The organism is Streptomyces marincola (assembly GCF_020410765.1).
Lineage (GTDB): Bacteria > Actinomycetota > Actinomycetes > Streptomycetales > Streptomycetaceae > Streptomyces > Streptomyces marincola.
This window is the reverse complement of sequence record NZ_CP084541.1, coordinates 6,595,469-6,610,320: the sequence shown is the minus strand read 5'-3', so window position 1 is coordinate 6,610,320 and position 14,852 is coordinate 6,595,469. Positions and strand designations below refer to the sequence as shown.

Here is a 14,852-nt window from a genome sequence, read left to right as displayed (position 1 = left end):
TCCCGCCTCTCGCGGCAGGCCCGCACCCGACACCGCGTCGAGCAGTACACCGACCTCGCCCGCTCCACGCCGACCGTCCAGGACCGGCCAGCGCCAGCAGCACGCCGACCCCGCTCGGCGACCCCATGGCCGCGGCCTCCTCGGGCTGAGGCGCGCCTGTATGTCCGGATCGCGGCGAACGCGGTCGCGCCGATCAGGTAGATCATGATCGAGGCCGTGATCGGGCTCTGCGGGATCAGCGCGTACACCGCCGGCGACACCGTGAGCGGGGAGATGCCCACGTACAGCGTCTTGGGCGGCGGGTGGTCGGCCAGTCGGCCGCCGAGCGCGGTACCGGCGGTCATGCCGATGCCGACGACGGCCAGCAGCGGGGAACCTCGGTGGCGCTGAAGCCGGTCGCGGCGGTGAGCACGAGCTTGATGCAGCTGTGGAGGAAGATCGCGGCGAAGCCGAGTGCACCGACGGCGCGCCATCGTCCGTAGCGCGCGACGCCGCCAGTGCGACGACATGTTCGAGTTTCACCCATCTGGAGCATCGCCAGAATCACAGGGCCGCACCTGACCTCACGAAAGGGCCCTGCCTTGCCCCGGAACACCCGCGAGGATTTCTCCAACTCCATCGGCATGCTGCACAGCACTGTGACCGACATGCGCAGCGAGATGCGGACCATGCTGCGGGAGGGGTTCGACGGCGTGACCAACGCCGGCGAGCGAGCACACCACGACGCCGCCGAGGCGGTGAACGCGGAGCTGAGCCGCATGCGCACCGACGTGCGCGCCACGCAGAAGGGCGTTCTCGCGCGGGAGGACATCGGGAACGTGCAGCGAACGTTGGATCTGCTGCGCGACGACATCCAGGTCTTGAAAGAGCGCCTCATGAGCCCTTCGGCCGCACCCGCCGAGGCGCCTTCCGCGCCGGTCTCCGGCCAGCCCCGAAGCGCCTCCTGGAGTCCTGACGTTTCCGCGCACAGCGCCCTTTCCCTTTCGCCGCCGCCAGTACCCCAGGCCGGGGAGGACCCCTCGCCCACCCAGCCCGCCCCGACGCTGGAGCAGATTTCCAGCGCGGTCCTGGCGGCCCTCCGCGACGAGCTACGGCCGTTGTACGACCTGGACTTCGGGAACCGCCTCGCCGCGCTTCAGGAGACGACTGACACCACGGCGCGGGACCTGCTCTCGGCCGAGGCGGAACGCGAGCACGTTCGCAGTCGCATCAGCTCACTCGCCCAGGACGTCGTCGCGCTCCCGACCCGTGAGGAGGTGGCCGAGCAGGTTGGAGCGCTCGCCAGCGAGATCGCCGCACTCACCGAGACCTGCCGCGCCGCCGCCACCCGCGAAGACATCACTGAGCAGATCAGCCCGCTCGCCGATCAGATCGCCGCACTCACCGTGACCTCCCACGTCGCCGTCCCGCGACCGGCCGACGCCCCCTCGCGGACCGCACCGGAACAGGCAGAAGACCCACACCTCCACCGGGAACGGCTGCGCCGGGCCGCGTCGGTATCGACCGCACGCCTGGTGAGCCACCGAGACATCTGGGAATTCCTCACCAGCCAAGCCGCTCGCCACCCCCACTTCCGCATGCCGCCGCAGATCGCCGACCACGGCGACCACCGCATCGCGGCCACCCTCTCCGGCCGCTCCCTCATCGCCCTGCTGATCACCCTGCGCGGCACCCGGCACTCCCACACGGCGGACGACGGCGACTGGGCGCTGGCCGCGACCGCCTACGACCGCATCGCCGCCGCCCTCGACGACCTCGCTCCCGAAGGCGGCCCCGTCACCATCACCCTGGACGACCGCACCCCCAGCCGCTCCCCCGTCGCGGACGACACTTCCACCGCCACGGACGAAACATCTGCGCAGCGCTGGCAGGAGCTGGATCATGACCCCGGCGCCAGCGGCCCTCGCCAGGACGAACCGCCGATCACGGAGCAGGGCTTCAACGGACCGGATGCATGACCTCCCCCCGCCGGCGCCGACTCCATGCGATGGGACGGCCGTACAGTGCACCGCTGTTGAGCTGTCGTTCGGATTGCCTGTCACGCGGAACGGGCTGAGCAGTATCCGGCCCTCCCGCCCCTTTACGGAATGGTCCGACCGGCCACCGTCATGTGTCGCTTGCTGTGGGTCTCGGGGAGGAGCTGTGGCACAGGGGCGAGCGGACGCTTGGCGCCGCACGGGCGGGAGTACGGCTTGCGCGCTCCGACTGCGGTGCGGGACGTCGAGAGAGAGGACGCTGCCCGAGCAGTGGGCATGGCGCTGGCTGGCAGTCAGGGTGCGGCGGGAGACGGTCGACCGCACGAGGCCGCGGTTCGGCACACCGGTCCGGGAGTGGTTCCCGAAGCCGCCCTCAGACGCCGGAGGGTCGGGTACCGGGCGGGGCGGCGGGGTGCCATTCGAACAGGACGATGGTGGCGTCGTCGGTGAGCCGGCCTTGCTGCTTGTGCGTGAGGAGGGTGTGCATGAGACGGCGCAGGGCTTCGGGGGCGGCTTCACCGGCGGCCATCGCCCGGATGATGAAGTCGGCGAAGCCGCCTTCACCGAAACGTTCGCCGCTGCGGGAGCGTGCGTCGGTGACGCCGTCGGTGTAGAGGAGGACGCGGTCGCCGGGTTCAAGCTGGATGTGGTGGGTGGTGCGCACGTTGTCCGGCTGGCAGGCTCCCAAGCCCAGGGGGAGTTCGCTGGGGCGGTCCATCGCTCCGTGCACGACCTCTCTGCCCCGGATGAGCAGAGGGGCGGGGTGGCCGCAGTTGATCCACGTCAGGCGTCCGGTGATCAGGTCGAGGTGGCTCAGGACGGCGGTGGCGTACCGGTCGGGGAACACGTCGGCCAAGGCGTGGTCGATGCTGTGCGCGGTCTCGGCGAGGTCGGCGCCGCGGCGGCGGGTGTTGCGGTTGGCGGCCAGGGCGACCGAGGAGGTCAGGCCGGCCTGCAGGTCGTGTCCCATGGCGTCGAAGACGGCCGCGTGCAGGCAGTGGCCGATGATGCTGTGCTCGAAGGCATCGCCGCCCAGTTCGTAGGCGGGTTCGAGGACGGCGTTGGAGGTGACCTGGCCGGTGCCGATGGTGCGTGAGGGCAGGAAGGCGCGGACCATTGGTGCGTGAGGGCAGGAAGGCGCGGACCATTTCGGCGGGCAGGCTCATGGGGTGGGCACGCGTTGCGGTGGCGTAGTCGTCGCTGTAGCCGGCCTTGTCCAGGACGATGAGGGTGATCAGGGACGCCAGGGAGTGGCAGAGTAGAACGGTCGGCTTGTCCAGGCTCGACGCCTGTACTTTCAGGACTCCGACGCGTTCGACACCGTCCAGGAGCTGAACGCGCTGCTCGTCCGGGTGGAAGGGCACGGCGACGCCGCCGCGAGCGGCTGTCGACCCTGGCGGCGGCAAGTCGCCCTGCGGCCTGGAGCCCGGATCAGCGGGCAGCGCCGCCGGCTTCGCCCCGGCGTTACGCGGCCTCGGCGATTCGAGGCGCTGGGCGCCCCGGGACCGGTCTGGTCGGTGGCTGACGCCCACTGCGAGCGGAGTCCGGCTCCGGCGCTCGTTCCATGCTTCGTGGCCGACCGGGTACGGTCGTGGCGGGCCTTCCTGGCAAGGGGTACGGCTTCCCGTGGTTCACAGCGCTGGAGCTGTGCCCCACGACGACGAGGGACTCATGCGGCTTCGGTCGTGGTCGGGGTAGTGGCTACTGCGACACCCACGCTTCACCCCCTCCTGGCTCATCCTCGTCGAGCGCTGGTTCGCCGAGTTGGCCTGCCGCAAACTCCGCCGCTCGGCCCACCGCAGCGTCGTCGAGCGGGGACGGGACATTTGCGGCTGGATCAACGAGTGGAGCCGTTCGTGTGGACCAGGATCGCGGGCGAAATCCTCGAAGCCCTCACCGCATACTGCACACGAACCACCGACTCAGGACACTAGGCGATGCCGTGTGGGATACGAACAGTGAGCAGGGCGACGTCGTCGTCGTTGTCCGCGGGACGGGTGCGTTCCAGCAGCTGATCGACGAAACGGTCCAGAGGTCGGCGGGCCAGCGAGGCGGCATGGCGACGTAGGCGCTCCAGCCCGATGTTGAGTGGCTGCTCACGAGTTTCGATCAGCCCATCGGTATAGAACACGAGGGTCGATCCGGGGGACAGGGCAACGCGGGCGTCGGGACGCGGCTGAGAGAGAGCAGTGCCGAGCAGAAGCCCGTTGCCCTCGTCGAGGAAACGAGTGACACCTTCATGGTCGACGAGCAGCGGGGGTGGATGGCCGACACTGGTCCACCGCAGCGACCAGCGGCCGGCGTCATCGGGAACCAGATGGGCCAGAATAAGAGTGGCCATACGGACGTCGGTGATGTGCCCCATCGCCTCGTCCAGACGCTCGACGATACGGTGCGGGGGCTCATCCTGTGACCACGCATAGGCGCGCAGCATGTTACGCAGCTGTGCCATACCGGCCGCAGCTTCCAAATCGTGCCCGACGACGTCGCCAATGGCCAGCGCAGTGTCGCCGCGGGGCAAGGTGAACGCGTCGTACCAGTCGCCGCCGACGTGCGAGGCGTCCGGGGCGGATACATAACGCGCCGCCATTTCCACACCGGACAGTTCCGGAAGCTGGGGCAGCAGATAACGCTGCATGGTCTCCGCGACCTGCCGTTGGCGCTGGTAATGACGTGCGTTCTCCAGGGCGATACCGATACGCCGCGCTATGTCCTCCAACAGACTGAGGTCTCCGGCGTCGAAAGCCTCAGCACGACTCAGTCGGCCCAAGGTGAGAGCACCCAGTACTTCACGGGGGCCGCGGATGGGGGCGATGGCGGCAGCCTGGATGCCCGTCATCTCGAACAGCCTGCGCTGCTCCACCGCGATACCGCTGTCGGGTGGCCCCTCGTAAGCCTCCGGGCCAGTAAGCGTGGAGGCCGCACCTCGCAAAGCCTTCGACAGAGGCATTGTGGACGTCTCCGGCACCGGCGGCATGGGCCCCTGTAGTTCCTCGTGCACTTCCAAAGTCCCAGCTTGCGCCCGGACGACCAGAGAGCGGCTCACTTCGCTTGCCTCTGTGATCAGATCGACGACAGCCCAATCTGCCAGCCGCGGCAACATCAACCCCACCACACGCCGCAAAGCCTGACGCACATCGAGGTTGTCGATCAACTGAGCCGTCGTCTCAGCCAACAGGGCCAACCGTTCCAACTCTGTCACAGCGCGCGGTGAACCGGCATTGCCTTCCACTCGCCCAGCGAACTGGAAGACAATCAGTCCAGCCACACCCTGGTCATTGGCCCCACAAGGCAGGAAGAACCACTGCATAGGCAGCAAGGCGCCGTCATGACGCAGGAACGTGGTCTGATTGAACCCGGCTTCCTCTTGGGACGGCAACGGCCCAGACCACGCGTGATCACCCCGACCCGGTGGTTGCCCCTCAGCGTCGCGGCACAGCAACTCACGGGCATTCCGACCAACAAGTTCCGCGACAGGACGCGCCAACAGCCCCGAAGCGCGTTCATTCGCCCAGACGACACGCCCTGCCTCATCCACAGCGCACACGCCAGCGCTTACGCGTTCCAACGCCGCCCCCATGCCCAGGCGGCCGACACCCCCCTCCCGCAGACCCGACTCGCGTGCCATGACGACTCCCTACGCTCACGAACGACGGCACCCACACCCCTCAAAGTCCCGCGCACTCCTTTCCACTCCCCGAGTGGAGGGGAGAACACAACGGCAGCCTGCCGCACCCCGACGGGGATGCCCGAACGATCCGACGGGAGGGCTCGGCGGTGGCCGGCGGACAACGGTAACCGGACCGGGCCCCGACGGGCGAACCATTCGGCGGCCTTTCGGCGGGTCTGCGGTTACCCCGCCGCATTCACGCCTCCGGTGCGCGCGGGAGCGGAGGCTCCCCCGCGTCGAGACCGTGGACGGTGACCAGGTCGACCAGCCCGGAGACGGTCAGTACCGGTCCCAGCAAGGGGGTCGCGACCACTTCCATGCGGTCGGCATGGGCGAACAGCACGCTCAGCCCGGCGCTGTCGAGGTACTCGACGGCCGTCAGATCCAGTACCAACGGCCCCGTGGTCTCTTCCAAGGCAGCGGTGAGGAGGCCGGCGTTGCTCATGTCGATCTCACCGGTGACGGCGAGGTGATGGGTGCCGTCGGGACGCCGGCCGGGGGTGAGGGTGAGCGGGGTGGTCATCAGGCGATCCTCGTGTGCATGTCGACGATGGTGCCGGCGGAACCGGGGGTGATGGTGACCTGCTGCATCAAAGAACGCATCAGCGTGACGCCACGGCCGCGGTGGGCGTTCAGCTCGGGCTGCGGGGGCTTCCACCGGCCGGTGTCGGTGATGGTGAGGCGCAGGTCGTGCACGAACGCCTCGGCGCGCAGGCGCACGAGGTCGCCCGGCGCGTCCCGGTGTCCGTGCTCGATGGCGTTCGCGCACGCCTCGCCCGCCGCGACCAGGACGTTCTGGACCGTGTGCGGGGGCAGATCGCACTGGTCCAGCCAGCTGCGGAGCGCCTTGCGGACCGGTGCGAGGTGGGAGGACTCGGCGGGGAAGGACATGTCCAGGGGCGCCGGGTGGCGGTAGAGGAGCAGCGCGACATCGTCGTCGTAGCCATCGGCGGGGGCCAGCCGGCTCATGACCTGGGTGGCCAGATCGTCCACAGCGACGTCGCGTCCTTGCTGGACGGCCTCACTGGCCTGGCCGATGCCCGCCATCAGCGGTCGCCGGCGGCGTTCGACCAGGCCGTCGGTGTACAGCAGCAGGGTGCCACGCGCGGGCATGACGCACTCGGCTTCCGGGCGCGTTCGTCCGGGGCGCACCGCGAGGGGGATGGAGCGTCCCTCCTCAAGCAGTTGAGTGGTGCCGTCGGGGTGAGTGAGAATGCCCGGTGGGTGGCCGGCGCTTGAGTATGTCAGGTGGCCGGTGTCCGGGGTGAGCACGCCGCAGAAGACCGTGGTGCACGGGGCCCCGGGGATGGTCGCCGCGAAGTGGTCGAGGGCCATGAGCACTTGGGCGGGGCTGGCGTCCTGTAGGAGCAGGGCGCGGCAGGCGCTGCGCAACTGCCCCATGACGGAGGCGGCTTCCAGGCCGCGGCCGACGCAGTCGCCGACAACGATGCCGATGCGGCCGTCGGGCAGGGTGATCGTGTCGTACCAGTCACCGCCGACTTCGAGCGGCTGGGTGGCGGGCTCGTAGCGGACGGCGAAGCCGTCGGGGAGGTTGGACGGGCCGAGGATGGCGCGCTGGAGTGCGATGGCGGTTTCCCGCTGCTGGTCGATTTGGTGCGCACGGGTCAGACCTTGCGCCAGGTGACCGGCCAGCAGGGAGAGCAGGAGCTGGTCCTGCTCGGTGAAGGGCCGGTGCTCCCCCAGGTCGAGCCACAGGACCATCGGCCCGCTGGGGTGCTCGATGACGATGCCGGCTCCTGTGCGGTCGTGCACGGGGGTCAGCAGGGGACGCAGGCGGGTCTCGGTGAGCACCCGCCGGTGGGCCTCGGGCAGTTCGTGCCAGGACGCGCCGTCGGCGGTCGTCAGGTGCGGTTCGTCACCGTCGCTGAAGACGGCGGCCAGTGCGTTCTTGGCCCGCCAGAGGCTTCGCAGCTCGTACAGGCCGCCGCGCAGCGCGTCGGGTAGGCTCGCCGCCCGCGACAGGGTCGTGCTGAGGGCGGCCAGGGCGCTCTCACGCTGGATCGCGTAGTGCTCGGCGGTGACGTCGCGGAAGGTGCCGACGGTGACGCGGCGCCCCGTTTCCGGGTCCTGGGCGTGCGCGAAACTCGCGGTCACCCAGAGCCTGCGTCCGTCCCGGTGGGTGACGGGAATGCTGTACGAGCCCTGTGGGACGTCCAGGAGCTGGTTGAACGCCTCGCCGACCTGCCGATGGGCTTCGGGGTCCGTCTCGGCGTCCGGCCACCAGGGGTGGACCGGCTGGTAGGGCAGGGCTTCGGGGCCGTAGCCGAGTATTTCGGTGAAGGCGGCGTTGATCTCGATGACGGCGCCCTGCTCGTCACAGACGAAGAAGGCTTCCTGGAGGGAGTCCACGAGCGCGGTGCGCCAGCGTGCGTGGTGGGTGCGCAGGCGGGCCAGTTTGACGTTGGCCTCGACGCGGGCGAGGAGTTCGGCGGCGGCGAATGGTTTGACCAGGTAGTCGTCGGCGCCGGCCTGGAGGCCTTCGATGGATGCCTCCTGGCCGGCCCGGGCCGACAGGAGCAGCACGGGCAGCGAGGCGGTGCGGGCGTCGGCGCGCAGGGAGGCGACGAGTTGGAGGCCGTCGAGGCGGGGCATCATGACGTCGCTGACGACCAGGTCGGGGGGGTCCTGCCGGATGGCTTCGAGTGCCTGCCGGCCGTCGGTGACCGCGTGCACCTGGTAGCCCGCACCGCTCAGCAGGCGGGTGAGGTACTCCCGCATGTCGGCGTTGTCGTCGGCGACGAGCACGCGTGCGGGGGTCACCGAGCCGGGGGTGCGGGCGGGTGCCTTGTCGTCGGTGATTTCTCGCGGCTGGGCGTCCGTCGCTGAGTCGGAGGGCAGCCAGCGCAGCGCTTCCTGGAGGTAGGGGTCTGCCGTGGCGAAGGCCGCGGGGGGCGCGGTGGCGGGGCGGAGGGAGTCGGCGGGCAGGTGGGCGGTGCCGAAGGGCAGCCGGATGCTGAACGAGGTGCCCTCGCCCTCCGTGGATCGGGCGGTGATGGTGCCCCCGTGCAGTCCGACGAGCTCCTGGACGAGCGCCAGTCCGATGCCGCTGCCCTCGTTCGAACGGGAACGGACGTTCTCGATGCGGTGGAAGCGTTCGAACAGCCGGGGCAGCTCCGTCTCCGGTACTCCGATTCCGGTGTCCGTGACGGTCACGACCGCGTGCTGGTCCTCCTCGCGCACGGAGACGGCGATGAAGCCGTCGAAGGTGAACTTCAACGCGTTGCTGAGCAGGTTGAGGATCACCTTCTCCCACATGTCCCGATCGATGTGGACCGGCTGCCGCATCGGGGCGCAGTCGACGTGGAAGGCGAGGCCGGCCTTGTCGATGGCGGAGCGGAACACACTGGCCAGCTCCCCGGTGACCATCCCGAGGTCGACGGGGGCATAGCTGGCGCGCATCCGGCCCGCCTCGATGCGGGAGAAGTCGAGCAGGGTGTTGACGAGCTTGCTCAGGCGCAGCCCGTTGCGGTGGATGATGTCCAGTTCCTGCCGTGCCCTCGCGTCGTCCGCCAGCCGGTTCCGAAGCTCTTGGACGGGGCCCATGATCAGCGTGAGGGGAGTGCGGAACTCGTGACTGATGTTGGAGAAGAACGTGGTCTTGGCCCGGTCGAGCTCTGCGAGTTCTTCTGCCCGCTGCTGCTGGGTCTGGTAGCTGCGGGCGCTGCCGACGCCCGAGGCGAGGTGGCCGGCGACCAGTTCGACGAACCCGCGGTAGCCGTCGTCGAGGGCTCGGTACCGGTTGAGGGCGGCCACCAGGAAGCCGAAGGGCGCGTTGCCCTGTTGCAGGGGGACGACCAGTGCCCGGGTGGGTGGTTGGTCCCAGCTTCCGGTCGGGAGGTCGACGAACGGGGCGCCTCGCAGGTCGATCAGCGCGGATTCGCCGCAGGCCAGGTCCGCGGCGGGCCATAGGGCGGTCGGGTCGTCGAGGTGTGCGGCGTGCACGGCGGCCGGGTGGCCTGCGGGCAGGCCGGTGGTGCGCACGAGCCGGGCCGTACTGTCGTCGTCGTACAGGTAGGTGAGGGTGAACGGGAAGTCCCGCGGGTTGGCGGCGAGTTGCTGGCAGGCGAAGTCCAGCACCTCCTGCTCGGTGCGAATGACGCTGGGGTCGGAGCCCAGGTCGCGCAGGGTCGCCATCCGGCGCTCGCCGATGATCCGCTCGGTGTCCTCGCTGACCACGCACAGCATGCCGACCACGGCGCCGTCGTCGTCGCGCAACGGGCTGTAGGAGAAGGTGTGGTAGCTCTCCTCGGTGTAGCCGGAACGTTCCACGAACAGCAGCAGCGCCTCGTCCCAGGTCGCTTGCCCGCTGGTGAGGACGGTGTCGATGCGGGGGCCGATGTCGTCCCAGATCTCTGCCCACACCTCGCTGGCGGGGCGGCCCAGCGCCCAGGGGTACTTGCGGCCCAGCGTGTCGCGGCGGTAGGCGGCGTTGCAGAAGAACGTCAGCCGCGGCCCCCAGGCCATCCACATCGGGAACCGCGAGGAGAGCAGGATGCTCACCGCGGTGCGCAGGCTCTGCGGCCAGGTCTCCGGCGGTCCCAAGGGGGTCTCGGCCCAGTCCACGGCGACAAGGTCCCTGCCGACCTCGTGGTCGGCGGCGAACACCTCGGCGCCGGCCACCACCGGCACCTCGTGCTCGGTGTCTTCCGAGCGCACCACGCGCCCCCTCCTGTCCGCTTGCCTTTACCGCCAACACCTTCCGCACCGGGGTGTCGCGGCACGCGGAAGGCGCTCTTTCTCACCGCGCCCCGGCCGGGCCGCTCCTGCTGCCCGCGGGGCCCGTGCTGCTCACCGGCGACGTGAGGCGACTCCGTAGCATAAGCCAGATGACCGGGTGCCCAACCAGCGCGCAGGAGACGACCAGTGAGCGAAACGGAGTGCGGTCTGGCCATCACCCAGCGGCCCGATCCCGGTGGGCCGCTCCTGCTGCACGTGGCGGGGGCTTTGGACCACCACACCGCCCACCGGCTTCGTGAGGTGTTCGCGGCGGTGCCGTTCGACACGACGCCGAGCGTGGTCGTGGACCTGTCGGGTCTGGAGTACTGCGACTCCACCGGGCTCACTGTGCTGATCACCGCTTACCACGAGGCGGTGAACGCGGGCTCGGCCTTGCGCGTCGCCGGGGCCCGGCCCGCTCAGGAGCGCGTATTCCGGGTCACGGGGATCGACCGGGTCATACCGCTGCACCCGACGCTCGAGCACGCCATGGATCACTTGCGGCGGTGAAGCGCGCCGGCACCGCGCCCCGGTAGCGGCGTGTCCCGTCGCTCCGGCCTCACGGGGTACCGGCGCCGGGGATGTCGGCGAGTGCCGCCTGGACGGTCGGGTGGATGGCCATGATGGTGTCGACCCCGGTCAACGAGAGCACGCCCATCAGTGTCTCGGGGACACCGACCAGGCTGAGGCGCCCACCGGCGTCCCGCGCGGCGTGCCAGATGACGATCAGGGTGCTCAGTCCAGCCGAGTCGCAGAACTGCACCTCGGACAGGTCCAGGATGAGCAACTGGTGCCCCTGCTCGACGAGGTCGAGCGCGGCCCGCCGGACGTCCGGAGCGGTGTGGAGGTCGATGTCCCCGGTGACGGCGGCCTCGGTCACCGCGCCGTGAGTCCTTCGGACGAGCACTTCGGTGGAATTCACGGTTCATCACTCCTGGCGTGTGTCGATGCGGCCACGGCCGTTGCATCCGAGCTTGGCGGCCCCACGCGGCCGTGGTCGTGCGAGGTGCTCGGCACGGACATCGCCAGCAGGGCGACATCGTCCTCGGCCCCTTCGATCGTTCGGGTGTCCAGCAGGTCGATGGTCTCCCTGACGAGCTGGGTGGCTCCGGCTGCCGGCCGAACGGCGAGGAACTCCTGAAGTCCGTCCCAGCCCAGCCAGGTGTCGGGGCCGGTACGGAGCTCGGGCAGGCCATCGGTGTACAGCAGCAGCGTCTCGCCCGGGGCCAGCCGCAGGTCGGTCTCCGCGAAGTGGGCTTGCGGGAACGCGCCGACGAGCATGCCGTCCTGCGGCCGTACCGCCTCGACCCGTGTGGTGGTGCCCGTGCCCGGCGCGGCGGGACGCAGGTGGTAGGCCGGGGGGTGGCCGCCGGTGGCGAGCCGCACCAGGAAGCCGCCTCGCGGCTCAGCGGCAAGGGTGCCGAAGACGGCCGTGCAGAAGCGGCTTCCAGCCGTCACGTTCTCAAGGAGCGCCGTGTTGAGCACCTCGAGAACGGCGACAGGGTCACCGGTGTGCTGTGCCGCGACGCGCAAGGTGTGCCGGACAAGCGAGGTCAACGCGGCGGCCTCCGGTCCTTTCCCGCAGACGTCCCCGAGGAAGAACGCCCACCTTTCGTCCGGCAGGGGGAAGACGTCGTAGAAGTCCCCGCCGACGTTGTGGGCCGAGGCCGTGTGGTAGTGGCAGGCGAGTTCGAGGCCCGGCACGGTCGGCAGAGTAGGCGGTAGCAACGCGCGTTGCAGGGTCGAGGCGAAGGCCGCGATGGACTCGGCGTCCTTCTCCGCGCGCAGCCTCCCCGCCCGTTCCGCCTCCGCCAACTGTCGCTGCGCGGCGGCGCGTTCCCGCTCGTGCCGGACCGCTTGCAGCGCCGAGAGCCGGAGCTCCAACTCGTCCATGACGATGCCGGCGAGTTCGGACAGCAGCCCGACGTCCTCGGAGGAGATCGAGCGCGGCTTCGTATCGCAGATGTTCACCGTGCCCAGCCTGTGGCCCTCACTCGTGACCAGCGGCGCGGCCGCGTAGAAGCGGATGCCCATGGGCCCGGCGACCAACGGATTGCCGCGCGCGACGGCGTCGAGGAGCGTGTCCGGGATCACCAGCGCGCCGTCCTGGTGCACCGCTGACGCGCACAGGCCGGGCTCGCGTCCGATCTCCCGCACGCCGTCGAGGCCGTGCGCCGCCTTGAACCAGATGCGGTCGACGTCCACGATCGTCACGGCGGCCACCGGCACGTCGAACACCCGGGCCGCCAAGGCCGCTATCCGGTCGAACGCTCCGTCCGGCGGGGTGTCGAGGACGTTGTACCGCCGCACGGCCGCCAGCCGTGCCGCCTCCTGTTCGCCCGCAGTCACCGGGCGAGGCTGCCGCCGGGGCACCGGCGGGGCCTTTCCCACCCGCTCGGACACAGGCCATCCGCCCCCATCTCACAAGAATCGGCACGCCGGACAGGAACGTACTCCGTACCCGCCCTCCGCTGGGCACACACGTTACGGGACACCGCGACGGAGATCACTCGGGTCGCCGGTGGCAGACCGGCCGTTGTCGAGCCCCGCACCAGCCGCCCTCTCGCGCCCGCCACCGCACCCTCGGCACCTCGCCCCGCTTTCCGCCGGCCCACCCACTGGAAAACCCGGAATGAGCAGAATATCAACCCGGATGACGGAAGCGTCCGGCGAACGGCATCTGCCCGGCAAATCAGCGTTCCCGCCGGGCGCTGCCCGCCTCCCTCCCGCGCCGCCCGCCCGGACAGGGGCCGGTGGCGGCGGGGCCGCGGAAGGGCGGTGCACCCGAGCCGGGTAGCTCACGGAGCGCTCGGAAGTGACGGGCAGCATGCCGAAGACGGGTCGGCCGGCGACCGCGCCGCCACTGGCCGCCGCCGGGACGGCGCCGGTGAAGGGCCGCCGACCGGACCCGGATCGAGGCGTGGACTCGTCGGGTGCTTCGAGCGTTCCTGGCGAGGTGCGCGTGCCGTCGAAACGATCGGAGCGGGGCGTAGACTGACCGGGTGACCTCCGCCGACACCAATGCCCCTGCTGACGGCGCGCCTACCAGGCCATTGACGACCGCGCAGCTCGCCGAACGTGCCGGCGTCTCGATCGCGACGGTGTCCAAGGTGGTCAACGGCCGGGCCGAGGTCGCCGCCGAGACCCGTGAGATCGTGGAGGCGCTCATCCGACGCCACGGATACCGGCGCCAGAAGAAGGCTTCGGGACCGGCACCCATGCTGGAGTTGATCTTCCACGAACTCGCCGGCCCCTATCCGGCCGAGATCGTCAAGGGTGTCCAGCGCGTCGCCTGGGAGCACTCGCTCGCCGTGGCCGTGGCGGTGGCCGAACCGGGCCCGCAGAGCCCGCGGCAGAGCTGGATCGAAAGCGTGCTGGCCCGCCGTCCCACCGGTGTCATCGCGGTGTTCTCCGCGCTGACCGACGCGCAGGTCACCCAGCTGCACACGCGGGACATCCCGTTGGTGCTGCTCGACCCCGTCCAGGACTCCACACAGGATTGCCCGGTGGTCGGCGCCAGCAATTGGAGCGGTGGGATGTCCGCCACCCGCCACCTGCTCGACCTGGGGCATCGGCGCATCGCCGCCATCACAGGACCGCCTCATTCCCTCGCCAGCCGCGCCCGCCTCGACGGCTACCGCGCCGCCCTGGACATGCACGGGGCCCCGGTGGACGACGCCCTCGTCCGCGTCGGCGACTTCTACGCCGAGACCGGCCTGGCCCACACGCGCGACCTGCTGCGCCTGCCCGACCCGCCCACCGCCGTCGTCGCGTGCAACGACGGCACCGCTCTCGGCGTGTACCGGGCGGCGGCCGAGGCGGGCCTGCGCGTTCCGGACGACCTCAGTGTCGTCGGCTTCGACGACCTCTTCCCCTCCAGCTGGCTCACCCCGCCGCTGACCACGGTCCGCCAGCCGCTCACCGAGATGGCGGCCACGGCCGCGACCATGGCCATCACCGTGGCCCAGGGCAATCCCCTCGCTCAGAAACGTGTGGAACTCACCACCGAGCTCGTCGTCCGCGGCAGCACCAGCGCCCCAACGGCCCCGTGACGCGCTGAACGACGGCCGGGCCGCGGCCCCGCTGCCGCGAGGCACCGCGGTCCTTCCCCCGCGGAACGTGCCGGTCCCGGGCAGCCGCACCAGGCGACAGGATCGGGGAGCGCGCGGTCGAAGTTTTCGCCGGTCCAGCCGAAACGTGACGCGAGCTGATCGGCAATCGTAGCGCGTCGGACCATGTCTTCAGCAGACCGCCCGGGATGGCCACCCACCGCCGCCGACCTGCTGAATGTGGCTCATTTCGGCGGCGGCGCACCCTTGTCGGGGCTCACGCCGCCGCGGCACCGGGGCGGTTCGTGCCCTCTGTCTCCGCCGCCGCCGAGGCCGTTGATCTTTTCGCACGGTAGCAGTGGCTCAGGACCGAGATCTTGACGGTGTGTCGGCGGCTCTCTACAGTTCCGGCCACGAAAG

The 14,852-nt window shown here is 70.3% G+C and carries 10 protein-coding genes; 3 read left to right on the top strand and 7 right to left on the bottom strand.

The window, feature by feature from the left end; genetic code table 11:
- Positions 1-340: 340 nt before the first annotated feature.
- Positions 341-547: a hypothetical protein gene (locus LC193_RS28780; protein ID WP_226078382.1), complete on the bottom strand. Its 207-nt coding sequence runs from the start codon at positions 545-547 to the stop codon at positions 341-343.
- Between the two features lie 34 nt (positions 548-581).
- Here LC193_RS28780 and LC193_RS28775 point away from each other — a divergent pair, with 34 nt between their 5' ends.
- Positions 582-1,958: a hypothetical protein gene (locus LC193_RS28775; RefSeq protein WP_226078380.1), complete on the top strand. Its 1,377-nt coding sequence runs from the start codon at positions 582-584 to the stop codon at positions 1,956-1,958.
- Between the two features lie 391 nt (positions 1,959-2,349).
- Here LC193_RS28775 and LC193_RS28770 read toward each other — a convergent pair whose 3' ends face one another.
- The 4 genes from LC193_RS28770 to LC193_RS28755 all read right to left on the bottom strand — a co-directional run bounded on the left by LC193_RS28770 (position 2,350) and on the right by LC193_RS28755 (position 10,326).
- Complete coding sequence (locus LC193_RS28770) at positions 2,350-3,093, bottom strand: PP2C family protein-serine/threonine phosphatase (protein ID WP_226078378.1); 744 nt, start codon at positions 3,091-3,093, stop codon at positions 2,350-2,352.
- A gap of 813 nt (positions 3,094-3,906) precedes the next feature.
- Positions 3,907-5,604 carry a SpoIIE family protein phosphatase gene (locus LC193_RS28765; protein WP_318842198.1) on the bottom strand — a complete coding sequence of 566 codons (1,698 nt, stop codon included), beginning with the start codon at positions 5,602-5,604 and terminating at the stop codon, positions 3,907-3,909.
- A 238-nt stretch (positions 5,605-5,842) separates the two neighbouring features.
- Positions 5,843-6,169, bottom strand: a complete 327-nt coding sequence (locus LC193_RS28760; RefSeq protein ID WP_226078377.1) for an STAS domain-containing protein — start codon at positions 6,167-6,169, stop codon at positions 5,843-5,845.
- Entirely contained in the window at positions 6,169-10,326 is a 4,158-nt protein-coding gene (locus LC193_RS28755) for a SpoIIE family protein phosphatase (RefSeq protein WP_226078375.1), read from the bottom strand. The genes LC193_RS28760 and LC193_RS28755 overlap by 1 nt, the downstream gene beginning before the upstream one ends.
- 204 nt (positions 10,327-10,530) lie before the next feature.
- On the opposite strand from LC193_RS28755, the gene LC193_RS28750 reads away from it, so the two are divergent.
- Positions 10,531-10,893: an STAS domain-containing protein gene (locus LC193_RS28750; protein ID WP_226078373.1), complete on the top strand. Its 363-nt coding sequence runs from the start codon at positions 10,531-10,533 to the stop codon at positions 10,891-10,893.
- A 49-nt stretch (positions 10,894-10,942) separates the two neighbouring features.
- Here the strand turns inward: LC193_RS28750 and LC193_RS28745 are convergent, their stop codons facing one another.
- Positions 10,943-11,305 (bottom strand): STAS domain-containing protein, encoded by a 363-nt coding sequence (locus LC193_RS28745; RefSeq protein ID WP_226078371.1) that lies wholly within the window; start codon positions 11,303-11,305, stop codon positions 10,943-10,945.
- The gene (locus LC193_RS28740; protein WP_226078369.1) at positions 11,302-12,732 is read right to left on the bottom strand and encodes a PP2C family protein-serine/threonine phosphatase; all 1,431 of its coding nucleotides are present in this window, start codon (positions 12,730-12,732) and stop codon (positions 11,302-11,304) included. The genes LC193_RS28745 and LC193_RS28740 overlap by 4 nt, the downstream gene beginning before the upstream one ends.
- A 653-nt stretch (positions 12,733-13,385) precedes the next feature.
- On the opposite strand from LC193_RS28740, the gene LC193_RS28735 reads away from it, so the two are divergent.
- Positions 13,386-14,435 (top strand): LacI family DNA-binding transcriptional regulator, encoded by a 1,050-nt coding sequence (locus LC193_RS28735; RefSeq protein ID WP_226078367.1) that lies wholly within the window; start codon positions 13,386-13,388, stop codon positions 14,433-14,435.
- The last annotated feature ends 417 nt before the right edge of the window (positions 14,436-14,852 follow it).

What these genes read in the sequence shown, in the direction of transcription:
- LC193_RS28770 (WP_226078378.1), bottom strand. Translation starts at nt 3,093, where the DNA reads ATGGTCCGCGCCTTCCTGCCCTCACGCACCATCGGCACCGGCCAGGTC.
- LC193_RS28760 (WP_226078377.1), bottom strand. Translation starts at nt 6,169, where the DNA reads ATGACCACCCCGCTCACCCTCACCCCCGGCCGGCGTCCCGACGGCACC.
- LC193_RS28765 (WP_318842198.1), bottom strand. Translation starts at nt 5,604, where the DNA reads ATGGCACGCGAGTCGGGTCTGCGGGAGGGGGGTGTCGGCCGCCTGGGC.